Genomic DNA, 14,776 nt, shown 5'->3' with positions numbered 1-14,776 from the left:
GGTGGGCTGCATGACGCATGCGTTATGTGGCCCGATTACTGTTCAAAAGAGCTAGGCAGTCACGCACGTAGGACGATATATTACGTAAACAGGAGACACCAGGAGTTGAGTGTATATTGAAGAAGTTCGATAAGAGATGGATATTATTTTTGGTACTGATCGTACTGCTGGCATCTGGATTGTCTTACTTAACTTTACATCAGGAAACGACCAAGACAGCTGAACAGCCCCAGACACAGAATATGTCAGTGGCACTTGTCAATGAAGACCAGGGAGCCACTTTGAATGGAACCGAACTGGCATTTGGGGATGCCTTTGTCAATTCTGTCAGTGAAAGTGATGACAATGAGTGGTTTGTCGTAAGTCGCGGAGTCGCGGAAAGCGGTTTGAAGAATAATACATACGATATGATGATCGTGATTCCTAACGACTTTTCGGAGAAATCGCTGAATATAACGGCGGAAGCACCGGAACAGGTCGTGCTGCAGTATAAGATCAATGCATCCGAGAATCCGCGTATGAAAGAACAGGCGGAGAAAACGGCAAGTGATATACTGAATGATTTTAACAGAAGGATCATCGATGTCTATTTCGCCAGCATCATAGGCAATCTGCAGAACGCGCAGGACAATATCGGTCAAATGGTCAACCGCCAAGCAGTATATACGAACGCTTATAACTCCGATATATTCCAGCCGTTGTCCGGATACACCGACCAATTCGGTATGGTAAGGGAAAATACCGAAGTATCCAAGGATAGTTTTACAAGCTTTGGGGAGTTATTGAATTCCTACGAGGAACAGCTTGCCGATGAAAGTCAATTGGGAGAAGACTTCGTCAGCAGCTTGGATGAAGTGATGAATATAAAGGAAGCAAATAATACGAATCTACTAAGCTTCCAGGATCAAATCAATCAATTCAGTCAGGGATTGACTGCAGGGGAAGTGGATCAGCGCCTGGATCAGCTGGTTTCAACGAATGAAGCAATCAACCGTCAGTTTGCTGCAGCCCAGCAAAATGCCGCCGATTCGATCATGCGCCAGCCGGCAACCCCTCTTAATACAACAAATATCTATTCTGGTTCCGTTTCCCTACAGCGACAGCTGCAGGATTCCTCTGAAAGAGTCGCTTCCCTTCAGCAGGATATTGATGCATATCTGACAGAAAGCAATGAAAAATTCCGGGCTAAAATCGAAGACAGAATCAGGAATACGATTGATAAAGAGCTGGCCGAAGACCAGAACTTGAACATCAACATGCTGTTCGAAGACCCCAATCAAGTCGCTCGGAACAGGATCAACCATGCAATCGGAAAACTGCCATCTTTGGAGATTGAGGACTTTCAGGATGTAGGATTACCGGAAAGTACTGTGGATGAGATCGGTAATGTCATTCGAATGACGAAAAAATATCAAAGTGATTTCAAGCCCGTGAATATTGATCGGGACCCCTCTCCGACGTTGAAAGATGAGTTTGAGAGATTGAATGAAAAACTGACCAAAGAAGGTGTCCAGGTAACGGATACTGTTCACATTCCTGAAAATAAAAAAGAAGGTCAGATTTTCCGTCTGGAAGTCCCGAAAGGCTTCTCTGTTGAATATTTGGGCATCCAGCTTCCTGGGGAAGAAGAACAAGGCTATACGGGATCCCTGGTGGACGGAGAAGTGAAACTGCCAGCAAACCGTGAAGGTGAATTCAAAGTCAGCCTTACATTGAAAAAGGATGAAGGAAGCTTTGATGTATATAAACCGATTGCGTGGAGCTGGACGTTAGAACAAAAGGATTTAGAAGATGTCGATAAACCAGATGAATTAGCTTATACACCTGCAGCAGGCAATCTGCTTGCAACCACACAAGTGAACAACGGCGATCAAGCACCTGAGGAAGGTAAAACGGAAGAAGAGCTTCCGGCAGAGGAAACACCATCAGACGGCGGGGGAACTTCGCCTGGGGGTGGAACTGAGCCGGATGAAAATGCAGAAACGCCAACTGATCCCCCGGCAGATGATCAAGAAGATAATCAGGGGGGGAATGATACGGAAAACCCTGATGATACGATGGAACCAGGCACGCCTGATGATTCCGCCGACCAGCCGGATGATGATAAGCCGGAAGAAGAAGAACCGGGTGAAGAAGAAAAACCTGAAGAGCCAGAGAAGCTTTATATCAAAGACCATACCATCCGGCACGAAATCAGTACGCCGGTGGAGGACTTGGATGATACGACAGAGACATTGATCCATACAGTGACCAATACCATTTCTGCCTATCAGGAACTAGGCTCGCAATATGAGAGCTACTTTGGCTTTGGTCTGCACAGTCTGCCTGATGATTTTGGTTCTGGCAACCTGAGGGATCTAGCTGACAAAGACTCCCTGTATTACCTGTTCAACAAAAAAGACATCAAGGACTTGCTCGCAGACTACATGACAAGCCAAATCACCGGCAGCGTAACGGAACAGCTTCGCACACCTGCAGAAGCATTCCGTCAGAAGGTTGGTAATTACCAAACAAAAGTACAGCAGGCCATTGCAGATGCTGATACACTGACCAGCCAGGTTGCCGCTGCAACGGAGCAAGCGGCTGTCTTGAATGAGAATGTGAGCCAGACATTGGAGGATGTCGCTGCTTGGCGTGAACAAGCACTTGGACTGCTGGAGGAGCAGGAAGAGATTCAGACAAATGCACAAGGTGAACAGGAAGCCGTGCTTACTTTGGGCAGCGAATTCCAGCCGCTGCTGACTTCGAGTCAGACGTTAGCCCAGCAAGCGCAAAGCAACACGGACACGGCTGATCAAGTCTATGAGACCTTCGAGAATATCGATACACAAGCAAGGGAAATCGAGCAGAGCGGCACTGACATAGTGAGTGATGCAGAACAGCTTGCTTCCAATCTGACAGACAAATTGTCCAATGATCAGGACTTCGCCGAGAACTTCACCGAAGTGCTGGCAAACAGCCGGGTTGGCGACAGGCAGAATGAGAATCTCTATGACTTCCTTTCCAATCCTGTTCAAACAAGCAATGAGGGTACGATTGCAGCGCAAGGTAAAACAATTTTCACACCTTACTATCTAGTGCTGATCAGTTTCATCGTCGTCCTCTTTACGGCTTATGTCATCTCAACCTTGCATATGAGACGCAAGCAAGACGACCAATTCGCAGCAGATACATCACTGATGATACAAAATGCCCCGATCACTGTCATCACAGCAGGTATCGGATTGCTGGAAGGTATCGTCATCGGGATCGTTTCGAGCTACTATTTGCCGATTGACGATCTGAATAAGCTGCAATTGACTGCTGTCATGGCCCTGCTCATCATGGCGATGCTGCTGGTGGCGACGTACTTGCTGCGGCAGGTGAAGATGATCGGTATGTTCATCCTGCTTGCGATTTTCAGTCTGTATCTGTTCTTTACAGATGCAATCGGGACAGCAAGCACAGCGTTCCCGACAATCGAGAAGTTTTCTCCTCTGCAGTACATGGAAACATTCATGCTTCGTATTGTAGAAGGCTCGGTCAACTACGTCGTTGCGATCTTTGTATTGGTAATCGCAGCTGCGGCAGGGGCCCTGGCCAACCTATTGGTGCTCAGCCAATCGGAAAAAGGAGTAGATAATGCCGATGACGACCAAACGGAAGTGGGTTGATTTGGCGTTCATATTCACCATCTTTCTGCTGATGCTTCTGCCTATCGAAGCATCAGCAGAAACTCATTCTGGTGAAGAGGAAAGTGAACGCGGTGGCCTTCAATTGCAAATCGACCGTATCCAAAAAGAAGATGTGAAAACAGATTTGAAGGAAACAGAAAAGGAAAAAGTGTTCCCGGGATTGTTCAATGGCGAAACGACAGATGAAATCCGGCAAAAAGCTGAAACGAAAAGGGAACAAGCAGAAGCTTTGCAGGATAGAGTCTTTACACTTGAACTCCATCAAAAATCCCCTTTGGAAGAAGTGCAGAAAACATTGTTCACTGCAGATTATGTCTTTGAAGCAGCGAACGGTCAAAATGAAGCAGATGAGCCTGAAAAGGATTCAGGAAATGGTGTATTAGTATTCCTGATCGGAATTGCACTTGCATTATGTATCGGCCTATATATGCTGATGCGAAAACTATTGGATTAGGAGAAGGACGATGGTCAATACGAAACATATCAATGTCACGATGGACTTTCAGCATATCTTCGGGGAAGGTTCTGTGTATGATTTGCGCATTCCCACTCAGCTGACGGTGAAGCAGCTGCTCCATCATGTGATGGATACATTGCATTTGGATCAAAGTGATACCTATTCGACGATTAAAATCATAACCAAGCACCTTGTCCTGGCGGATGATGACTACCTAAGAGACTATCCGGTGACAGATGGCGATATACTTGTAGTCTTGTAATCTATCAAGCCGTCTGTGCTAATTGTGAAGGAGCCAGCAAAACATGAATGAGAAAAAAATGGAATTGGATAATATTACATATACGCTGAAGCAGGAAAAGCAAGCAGTCCATATAACGCTTCCAGTATCACAAACCTCGGTGAAGGATATCCGGCAGCTGCACTTGATGCAACAGCCTTCCGACCTGTTTGCACCTATGGAGATACAGGAACAGGAGGATACTTTTGAATTCATCTATACCATCCATCCCGATCGTAAAAAGTGGTCCGACATCCAGAAGCTGCGCCAAAATGATAAGCTGCGCGTTTTGAGCAATATTGGCAAGCTGGAGCAATTCCTATCAAGTCGGATCACTTTTTTCCTTCATCCTGACAATCTCGTATTTGATGAGAACTTGATGCCGCAGGTGATCCATCGCGGTGTCCGTCATATCGCACCCCCATTCGATATGCAGTCAGAGACATTCCTTAAACAATATAAATGCATGTGCATCGCCATGTTTTCCAAGAAGTACACATTCGATCAGCTTTATCATGGCTCCCTGGAGAATGCGAATGAGTCCGATTTTGAGAAGGGCATCCAAAAGCTTGAATCGATCGAAGCATTGAGGCGCTTCCTTCTGGAAAATTACACAAAGGAACAGAATAAAACAGATAAGACGATGAGCTTTGTACCGGCGAAACGGTTCCGATTGTATAAGCGTTTGTCGATCATCATGATCACCCTCAGTGTTTTGCTTGCTGTCCCGCTCGTGTACTTTGCCCTGATCAAGGAACCATTCCAGGATAAGCAATTGGATGCCCATGGGGAGTTCCTGGCAGACAACTATAACAAAGTCATTTCGACATTGGCAGAAGAGGATCCGGAAAAGCTTCCGAGCCAGACAAAATATGCACTGGCGTATTCCTATATCCAGGTGGAAGCATTATCGGATGAGGAAAAAGAATCGATATTGAAGAATGTCACACTGAAAAGTGACCAGGATTACTTGCTTTATTGGATCTACAATGGACGTGGTGAATTGGATACTTCTTTGGATAAAGCCAAATATCTCGATGATCCGCAGCTGATCATTTACGGATTGATCAAGAAAATCGAACAAGTGAAAAACAATCCTGACCTTTCCGGGACGGATCGGGACAGTCAAGTGGAGGAGCTTCAAAATCAGCTGGATCAGTTGGTGGAGGAATATGATTTAGATCCTTTAGGTGAGGAATCCGATCAAGAATCAGCTTCAGGAGAACAGCAGAACGCAAAAGAAGAAAAAAATGACCAAGAAGAGAAATGATGTCTATCAGCGATGGATGGAGTGCACAGAGAGGAAGAAGGAAAGATGGCGCATAAAATACTGCTTGTAGCTTATAAAGATAAACTGCATAAATGCCATTTGCCGGAACGATCAGCTCAAAGGCTGACTATTGGGAGCAAGCGCAAAGATCAGGTGACTGTAAGCGGGCTGACAGCGGAATCAGTACTGGAATGGGATGGCCGGAGATTAACCTATGAGCAGGAAGAGATTCGCACTGCAAAGCAAATAGGGGAACTGCATCTTCATTTGCTTGACGCTGACAAAGCCAACGTGTTTGATATTGCCGGCCAGCAAACGATCACATTTGGCGCGGCTGCCTATGATGATATACGCAAAGCGGATTGGAATGCTGATTTCGTCCTTTTGCGGGATGAAGGAGAATCCGATTTCCGTTTGGATGTACGAAGCGGGAATGTCTACCATAACTATCAGCTCCTGAAAGATGACGCAGCGGTCGAGGACGGAGATATTTTATTTGCTGATGGTGTCTTGCTGACAGTATATGGAGATGCGATTGAAATCCTATCCGATGGGAAGATGGAAGCGTCATTCATGGAACTGATCGGCCAGGAGAAACCCTACGCAGGGGAGTATCCGGACTATCATCGTTCACCGCGTATCATTTACCGGGAACCGGAAGAGAAACGGACGATTGCAAAACCAGCCAGCAAACCAAGTAAACCGAGTGAGCAATTGGCGAGGAATATCGTACCGCCGCTTGTCATGATTGCGGCTTTGGTTGCAATTTCCCTGATTCAGCCGCGAGGGATTTTCATTATCGTAATGGTGCTCGCCACAATTGTGACGGTTATATTTTCGATCACGTCTTATGTGAAGAATGTACGGAAATACAAAGCGGATATGAAGCATAGGGAAGAAACGTACAAAAAATACCTGAAGCGTAAAACGAAGGAACTTTATCATGCGAGTGAGGAACAGAGACATGCGCTGCATTACCATTACCCTGATGTACAGAGGATATCGGAAATGGCAGCTGCCACGGAAGCGCGAATCTATGAAAAGACAATCTATCATCATGATTTCCTGAATTTCCGGACGGGATTGGGACGTGTGGACACCAGCTTCGAGATTTCATTCAACGAAGAGGAATTCACCCAGGATCAGGATGACTTGATGGATGAAGCGAGGCATTTGCTCGAGCAGTTCAAGGAATTGCATGATGTCCCGGTCGTCACTTCTTTAATGAAGGGACCTGTCGGATATATAGGACAGCGCAGGCTCGTGCTGGAACAGCTTCAGCTATTGGTCATGCAACTAGCATTATTCCACAGCTATCATGATCTGCAGTTCGTGACGATTTTCCCGGAAGAAGAGAAGGAAGAATGGGATTGGATGCGCTGGCTGCCGCATGCAAGTGTGCGTGATATCAACGTCCGCGGCTTCATCTATCATGAACGTTCGCGTGATCAGGTACTTCACAGCCTCTATCAAGTGCTGAAAGAGCGGAAGCTGCAGGTCGATGAAAAAAGCAATTCCAATGAGAAGATTTATTTCTCCCCTCATTACGTCGTGCTGATCACCGATGAGAAACTGATACTGGATCATACCATCATGGAATTCTTCAATGAAGATCCGAGCCAATATGGTGTATCGCTCGTCTTCGTCCAGGATGTCATGCGTGCATTGCCGGAGCATGTGAAGACTGTCATCGATATCCGTGACAGCAGCGACGGAAAGATCATCCTGGAAGAAGGGGAGCTCGTCAATAAAGCATTCCAGCCGGATCATTTCCCGAAGGATTTCGATAAAGAAACTGTTTCCCGGGCATTGGCACCGCTGAATCATTTGCAAAACCTGAAGAACTCCATCCCGGAACAAGTGACCTTCCTGGAAATGTACGGAGTGGAAAAAGTCGAAGAGCTGGCAATCCAAGCTCGCTGGCGCTCCAATGAGACATATAAGACACTCGCCGTGCCGCTTGGACTGCGGGGGAAAGAGGATATTGTCCAGCTTAACCTCCATGAGAAAGCGCATGGACCGCACGGATTGGTGGCGGGTACGACGGGATCTGGTAAATCGGAAATCATCCAATCCTATATTCTCTCGCTTGCGGTAAACTTCCATCCATATGAGGTGGCCTTCCTCCTGATCGATTATAAGGGCGGAGGTATGGCGAATCTGTTCCGCAGGCTTCCACATTTGATGGGGACGATCACCAACTTGGATCGTGCTCAATCAAAGCGGGCCTTGGCTTCCATTAAAGCGGAGCTGCAGAAACGGCAGCGTTTGTTCGGGGAGCATGATGTAAATCATATCAACCAATATCAGAAGCTGTTCAAGCAAGGAAAAGTGGAAGAACCAATGCCGCATTTATTCCTGATTTCGGATGAGTTCGCCGAATTGAAATCAGAGCAGCCTGATTTTATGAAGGAGCTTGTATCGACGGCTCGGATCGGCCGTTCATTGGGAATTCATTTGATCCTGGCAACACAGAAACCAAGCGGGGTTGTGGATGATCAAATCTGGTCTAACTCCAAATTCAAATTGGCATTGAAGGTGCAGAATGCCAGCGATTCGAATGAAATCATCAAAACACCTGATGCAGCGGAAATCACCCTGCCAGGCCGGGCGTATCTGCAAGTCGGGAACAATGAAATCTATGAATTGTTCCAAAGCGCATGGAGCGGCGCGGATTATGTACCGGACAAAAACAATGAAGATCATGTGGATCTTACTATTTACAGTATCAATGATTTAGGACAATACGATATTCTGACGGAAGATTTAAGCGGACTCGAGCAGAAGGAGTCCATCGAGAAGATACCATCAGAGCTTGACGCAATCATTGACCATATCGCCGATTACACGGAGGAGCAGCAGATCGAACCATTGGCACGTCCATGGCTGCCGCCCCTGCCGGAGAAGATTTATGGACCGGAACTGCATCCAGTGGCATTCCGGGATGCATGGAAAGAACCGAAAAAGCCTCTTGAGCCAATGATCGGCCTGCTCGACCAGCCGGAATTGCAGCAGCAAATCCCACTGACTTTGAACTTATCGAAGGACGGTCATATCGCCGTATTCTCAAGCCCAGGCTACGGCAAGTCCACGTTCCTGCAGACTGTCGTCATCGATTTGGTAAAGCAGCATAATCCAGAGCATTTGCATGTATACCTGCTTGATTTTGGCACGAACGGTCTGCTTCCATTGAAAAACCTGCCGCATGTGGCAGATACCTTCCTTATCGACCAGGTGGAAAAGGTGGGGAAACTAACCCGCATGCTTGCAGATGTCATGAGGCAGCGTAAACAAAAGCTTAGTCAATTTGGCGTAGCCAACATAGAGCTGTTCGAAAAAGCAAGCGGCGAAACAGTACCGAATATTTGCCTTGTGATCGATAACTATGAATCTGTCAGGGACAGTGATTTCAATGATGATTTCGAAAAAGTCATCACGCAGATTGCTCGTGAAGGTGCCAGCATCGGGATCCATCTGATCATCAGTGCCGGCCGTCAGAGTGCAATGCGAATGCCGCTGCTGTCCAATATCAAGACCCAAATCGCGCTGTACTTGATTGATTCCAACGAAGCAAGATCGATTGTCGGCCGGACCGACATCGAAATCGAAGAGATACCAGGGCGGGGCCTTATGAAAATCGAGGATCCGGCACTATTCCAGACAATGCTGCCTGAACACGGTCAGGAAGTATTGGAAATCCTCGATCGGATCCAAGATTTGGCCAATGATATGAATGAAGCGTGGGATGGTGATTATCCGGATGCCATCCCGATGATGCCAGAAGGCGTCGTCGACTTCCAGCAGTTCAAGGAGCAGCGCCGTACGAAACGGATCGTGGAAGAAAAGAAAGTACCGCTTGGACTGGATTTCGAGGAAGTATTGCCTGTTGCCTACAATCCGGCCCTATATGATCATTTGACTGTCATCAGCGATCGAAAGGACAGACTGGATCGCATGATCAACTCGGTGGCAAAGAATATGACCTTATTGAAAGATGTCTATCAAACCATGCTGATCGATACGGAGGATCAGGATTTTGCTGGTATCGGAAAAGATATGCATGCATACGTTTCCGACAGCATTGGAGTCGCCACGATAAAAAATGAAATCATCCACGAAATCAAGCAGCGCAACGCAGAAGGTATCACGGAACCTATGTGGCTTGTCCAGGTTGCGGATCTGCAGGACTTCACCGAACGTGCCGGACTCACACTCGAAGAAGCGACACTCATGATGGAACGGGGAGCCAAAGCCGGCATCTACTTCATTATTTGCAGTGTCTACAATTATCTTGGCACCAGCTACGAACAAGTACCGAAGTATCTGCGCAGCCAGGCCATCTTTGGCCTTGTCGGCATGCGCCTTGGCGATCAGGACCTCTTCAAGCAGCCATTCATCCGCCAGGAGAAATATCCTGAACCGTATGAATGCTATGTCGCGATGGATCACCAGCATGTGAAGGTGAAAATTCCGGAATAGGAGGAGCTTATCCTTGAGTAAGAATCTGAGCATTTTGCAATCACGTAAGCAATCCTTGCTAAATGGAATCAGTGATGCAAGAAGCCAAGCCAACAGATGGGGCGATAAAATTAATCGCCTCCAGGAGGCTTCTAACCTTCTTCAGGCAGATATTACTACACTCGAAGCAGATAAAAATAAAATTGACACGCACGAAATTGATAAAAAGCGCTGGAAGGGGAAAGAGGAAACTCGATTCTCTGACGCTTATGCAGAATACCAAGAACAAATACAGCTCTTTGTAAAAAAAACGAAGCAAGCAAAAGAAGCAATTGATGATGAAATAGTCCGCTGCGAAGCGAACCGTGCTAACTGTCTGGCAGGTGCAGAGAAGCTGTCTGTATCTTTGAGCAGTTTAGAAGGTCGGATAAAGCTGGAAATGAAGAAGGAGTGAGTTTATGGGGAAAGAAGTAGCAATTAATATGGAAGTTTTCGAGACCAATGTCAGCAGTCTGAAAGCTTCGGCGGAAGCATTGCTTTTTAGCCAGCATAAAAGTTATATCCTTGAAAAAACAAATATTTCCCCTTTTACGAAAGATCTAGAACAAATGGTCAAAGCTATTGAACTTTTGGATAAATATAAGACATTACTTGCCCAGGATATCCAAACATTGAAAGAGGTAGGAGAAACAATACGGGACACTGACGAGCAGCTAGGAAAGAAATGATACAACCGTCCGCTGAATAAATTGTTCATGGGGGATTAATTAATGGGAAATAAAGTGGACATGCGTGAGGTTAGCCGCTTTTCGGAGGACTTAGCCAATATTTCAAGTAATATTACAGAGGTTCTGGAGCGAATAAATTCAGATATCGACAAAATTACAAAGATGGATTCCTTTAGGGGGAGAGCAGCTGCTAATGCAAAAAGTTATTTTACCAATGTACATGGACTGACTATAAAATTGTTTCAGGATTTATGGGAAGAATTAGAGGTGAATCTAACCAATCATATAGAGACTTTTGCTACTGTCGTGGATACAGATAAAGCTGCTATCATTGAGAATGATTATCTGGTAGAAACTTGTCAAGAAGTAGACACTCAACATGCTAAACTGGAAACAAGTGAATCTTCCATCCATAAAACAATTGACGGACTTCTGGATATTTGTAATGTGGATAAACCACAGCTTAAGGAAGCGACCACCCAGAAAGAAAAGTCGGAAGAGGTTGTAAAGACTATAAATGATAACCTGGAAAGTTATCATTCCTCAAACTATGGAGACATCGATAATTTAGCTAAAGTGATCGATCAAATAGGTAACGCAATGACGGAGGCGGGGAAGAAATCCGGGACTGATCGTTTTGAAACTGGCGCTGATTCATCATTAGCTAATGTCATGGCTGCTCTAAACAAGGCAACCACAAATATTACCTATATCAAGGATGCTGTATCTGGATATACAACCAATAAGCCTGTAATGCAGGCGGCAAAAGATTTAGGATTAACAGTATCGCGATCAGTTGATAAAACTACGGGCAAACCAATTTACCGTATCTATGCTTCAGAAGAAGCTTTAAAAAAGCTAGGGGTAGAACCGGATTATCATGCGAGGCAGCAACTGAAACATAAAAAGTCCGGTATAGCAAAAAAGCACTGGAGTTATGACACGAGAGTAAAGTATAAACAGAAAGCAACGTTAATGTATTATGATAAAAAAACAGGTAAGCATATATGGTCTACTACAGGTAAGCCTGTGGTGGAGAAATATCCATCGCTTAATGGTTGGAAAAAGAAAGCATCCTTCGGAGAAAAATTTGAATCCTTTAAACAAGACTGGAGTAATGGATTTAAAGGCGGGATAAAAGATACTTTTAATGTAAAATCATTAGTGAGTGATTTGGATGATACTGCTAAAGGTATGTCAAAGACAGCCGGAAAAGCAATAGCACCTCTGGGAGTCGGTCTTGGTTACTACAGTAATTATAATGATGCTAAGAAAGATGGTCTAAAAGGAACCGAGGCGCATGTAAGAGCTGCAGAAGATACTGCTATAGACACTGCCATAAGTACTGGTGTTCAAGCTGCATTTACAGCTGCAGGTACTGCGTTTATCCCAATTCCAGGTGTCGGGACTGCGATAGGGGTAGGTCTTGGAGTTGTAGCAAACTGGGCTATTAGCAAGGAATGGAAAAAAGGAAAATCTCTAACCGGGATGGTTAAGGATGGTTTTCATAAATTTAAAGGGTGGTTTAAGTAGCAGGAGGTAAGTAAATATGGGAAGACGAAATTTAGAGGAGATGGACTTCTGGGCTCTAAGAAATTCACTTGAAACACGTCAAAGTATATCATCTCTTGGAGCCGTACTGATTGTCTCAATCTTTCTTAATGCTATATTATTTTTGCTTGTGTACGTCGTAGTATTCGAATACTCTATCTATCCAAATAAAGAGGACATTTACAAGGCGCATCTATACATAACAATTGTATTAAGTCTTTTTGGGTTGGTTTTTGGATTGCCGTTCTTCTATAAACGTTACGAAAAGATTCAATATTTCATTTCTATAATTGTTTCTCAAAATTTGTTTGGGGCTTTTCCGCTTTTATTTGCGTTGTTTGCATTTGGGAATGTATACGGGATTTCACAAAATAATTTACTTATGATAACTAGATTGGCTTTGTTTGCTGGAGGGTTAGTTTTTGTAGTAACTAGCGTTCGTTTATTTCTACTTCTAAAGCGAGGAGAATACAGAGCTGATAGCCGTAAAGACAAAGTGAGAAAGAAGTGGGAAGATTTCGTCAGAGGTCATTTACCTGTCTTTATAGCTATAGGTGTTGGTGCAGTATTTATAATTCAATACTTATTCAGGATTATTCCTATAGCGAATTTCGATATCTTCATTATGGGGACGCTCTGTATCCTTATCTATATGACAATGCTATTTGTACTGCCAGAGCAGCTGGTAATTTTATATTGTAAGATTCGTTATGAAAGCTTTAATCACAATCGTAAAGGGAATTTAAAACCATTCGGATTTAAAACCCCAAAAAAGAAGAAAAAGAAGGCATATAAGATTAGGTAAGAAAATTAGGGGGACATTCATGTGACTATTGAAGCGAAACAACTCTATTTTTCAAATGTATTAATATATAAAAATACCATGTTGCGTGAAGACTGGCAAGAAGGCGTTGTGATAATGGAGAACTTTACCTTGAACGAAGATATCTATCGGAATGGTCCAGTTTTCTTTTCAGTTAAACCAGTGGAAAATGAACCTAAGTTTGGCTTGTTCGAATATTTTCTCCCAATTAATGAATGGGTGGAACTAGAGGAACATCCGAATTTTAGATTTGAGCCGGAATTTAAAGTGGAAGAGGCATTAGTCTTACGCCAGGCTTCAGAAGAATTAGATTTTCAAACTGCATACACCAAAGTTAAGGATTATGCAATTTCAGCAGGTATAGAATTGGAAGACACATATTATTGCTTTTTACTAGAAGTATATGAGGACATTATCATTGATGTCTATGTACCTATAAAGCGGGGCGATTCCAATTGATATCGAATCACAAGGTTGCCTATCGTAATGTAGCTTCTAAATATTATGCTTTCCATCCTGATGAAATCGATAAAGCTATTGACGATTTTAGAATGATATTGGAAGGAAGCGGGCTGCATTTGTCTGGTAACATGTTTTTCTCTATTATTAGTGATCCTCAGAGCGAAATTATGACAGCAGAGATTTTCTTAACAGTTAAAGAAGATACAATAAAAGGTCTAGTCGATCCAAAAGAAGATGTTAGATTTCGCAGTTATTTCACTTTAAGCCCAATGGTAATGACGAGAATAATGGAGAATTTCAATTATGAATCTCAAAAGAGATATTGGGATTTGATCGGCTATTTACAAGTGAATCGGTTAGAGCAGGATACACCAGTATTTATTGAATACAAGACAAGTATGTCTGGCGTTACTTATGTGGAGATGAGTGTTGGTTACAGAACACATATAGGAAAGGGAATTTAGTTAAATACAGTCATAAATATTGCAGTTTGAGAGACTGGTTTGGCAATACGCTGAAGCACTTGATTATAGCTTGCGATGGGAAGATGGTAGCAACTACTGATAGTTGCTGTGGTTTCATAGTATAACGCAGTATGTATGTAATTATAAGAGCGGTTGTCTGATGATTAATGCGACTGGAATAACGTAGGTTTTGTGTAAAAAGACATTGCTCAATTATTCGATCAGTTGAAAAAAGCACCTGCCTGATAGCAAAGTGAGGAGTGAGTAAAAGTGTTGGAATGGCTCTTCGGTACAGAAAATGAGCGTAAACGGGATGAATATCTCAAGCTATACAATAAGCTGGAGGACTTAAAGGCAGAGCACGACAAGCTGATAAAAGAAGCAGAGTCCTCCTTCTCCTCCTATAAAAGCAGTATGCCTTGTGTGGCGGAGGATGCGATGCCGTTCAATGATTTTCTTCCAGCGCAGGAACGGCTGGATGCAAAGTTCTCGGATTATATCGATAAGGAGATGGATTATCGGAGCAAGCTGGTGAGTGCCAGCAATCAGGCGTACGATCGCTATTTGTATTACAAGCGCAAAGCGATCGAAGAAGCAAAGGAGGATTGA

At 44.2% G+C, this 14,776-nt stretch carries 12 protein-coding genes; all 12 read left to right on the top strand.

Annotation, left to right across the window (positions count from 1 at the left end; genetic code table 11):
• Positions 1–116: 116 nt before the first annotated feature.
• The 12 genes from esaA (at position 117) to MHI54_RS02055 (ending at position 14,776) form a co-directional block, all read left to right on the top strand.
• A complete protein-coding gene (gene esaA / locus MHI54_RS02110) occupies positions 117–3,653 on the top strand; it encodes a type VII secretion protein EsaA (RefSeq protein ID WP_340082205.1) in 3,537 nt (1,178 codons plus the stop codon).
• Positions 3,628–4,128, top strand: a complete 501-nt coding sequence (gene essA / locus MHI54_RS02105) for a type VII secretion protein EssA (protein WP_340082204.1) — start codon at positions 3,628–3,630, stop codon at positions 4,126–4,128. Before esaA ends, essA begins: the two co-directional genes overlap by 26 nt.
• Positions 4,129–4,138: 10 nt before the next feature.
• Positions 4,139–4,393: an EsaB/YukD family protein gene (locus tag MHI54_RS02100; RefSeq protein ID WP_095214504.1), complete on the top strand. Its 255-nt coding sequence runs from the start codon at positions 4,139–4,141 to the stop codon at positions 4,391–4,393.
• Positions 4,394–4,436: 43 nt separating this feature from the next.
• On the top strand, positions 4,437–5,681 hold the full coding sequence (essB, locus tag MHI54_RS02095) for a type VII secretion protein EssB (protein WP_095214505.1): 1,245 nt from the start codon (positions 4,437–4,439) through the stop codon (positions 5,679–5,681).
• Positions 5,682–5,726: 45 nt separating this feature from the next.
• Positions 5,727–10,160, top strand: a complete 4,434-nt coding sequence (gene essC, locus MHI54_RS02090; protein ID WP_095214506.1) for a type VII secretion protein EssC — start codon at positions 5,727–5,729, stop codon at positions 10,158–10,160.
• Between the two features lie 13 nt (positions 10,161–10,173).
• Entirely contained in the window at positions 10,174–10,593 is a 420-nt protein-coding gene (locus MHI54_RS02085) for a DUF5082 family protein (protein WP_340082203.1), read from the top strand.
• Between the two features lie 4 nt (positions 10,594–10,597).
• Positions 10,598–10,867, top strand: a complete 270-nt coding sequence (locus tag MHI54_RS02080) for a TIGR04197 family type VII secretion effector (RefSeq protein ID WP_095214508.1) — start codon at positions 10,598–10,600, stop codon at positions 10,865–10,867.
• Positions 10,868–10,909: 42 nt separating this feature from the next.
• Entirely contained in the window at positions 10,910–12,400 is a 1,491-nt protein-coding gene (locus MHI54_RS02075) for a T7SS effector LXG polymorphic toxin (protein WP_340082202.1), read from the top strand.
• Between the two features lie 16 nt (positions 12,401–12,416).
• Complete coding sequence (locus tag MHI54_RS02070) at positions 12,417–13,223, top strand: hypothetical protein (protein ID WP_095214510.1); 807 nt, start codon at positions 12,417–12,419, stop codon at positions 13,221–13,223.
• A gap of 21 nt (positions 13,224–13,244) precedes the next feature.
• Positions 13,245–13,700 (top strand): DUF5085 family protein, encoded by a 456-nt coding sequence (locus MHI54_RS02065; RefSeq protein ID WP_095214511.1) that lies wholly within the window; start codon positions 13,245–13,247, stop codon positions 13,698–13,700.
• A complete protein-coding gene (locus MHI54_RS02060; RefSeq protein WP_095214512.1) occupies positions 13,697–14,167 on the top strand; it encodes a DUF5085 family protein in 471 nt (156 codons plus the stop codon). The genes MHI54_RS02065 and MHI54_RS02060 overlap by 4 nt, the downstream gene beginning before the upstream one ends.
• Positions 14,168–14,437: 270 nt before the next feature.
• Positions 14,438–14,776, top strand: a complete 339-nt coding sequence (locus tag MHI54_RS02055; RefSeq protein WP_095214513.1) for a chorismate synthase — start codon at positions 14,438–14,440, stop codon at positions 14,774–14,776.

The sequence above is a fragment of the Terribacillus sp. FSL K6-0262 genome (genome assembly GCF_037977385.1).
Lineage (GTDB): Bacteria > Bacillota > Bacilli > Bacillales > Amphibacillaceae > Terribacillus.
The sequence above is the reverse complement of the archived record's forward strand: the minus strand, read 5'-3'. Positions and strand labels throughout refer to the sequence as shown.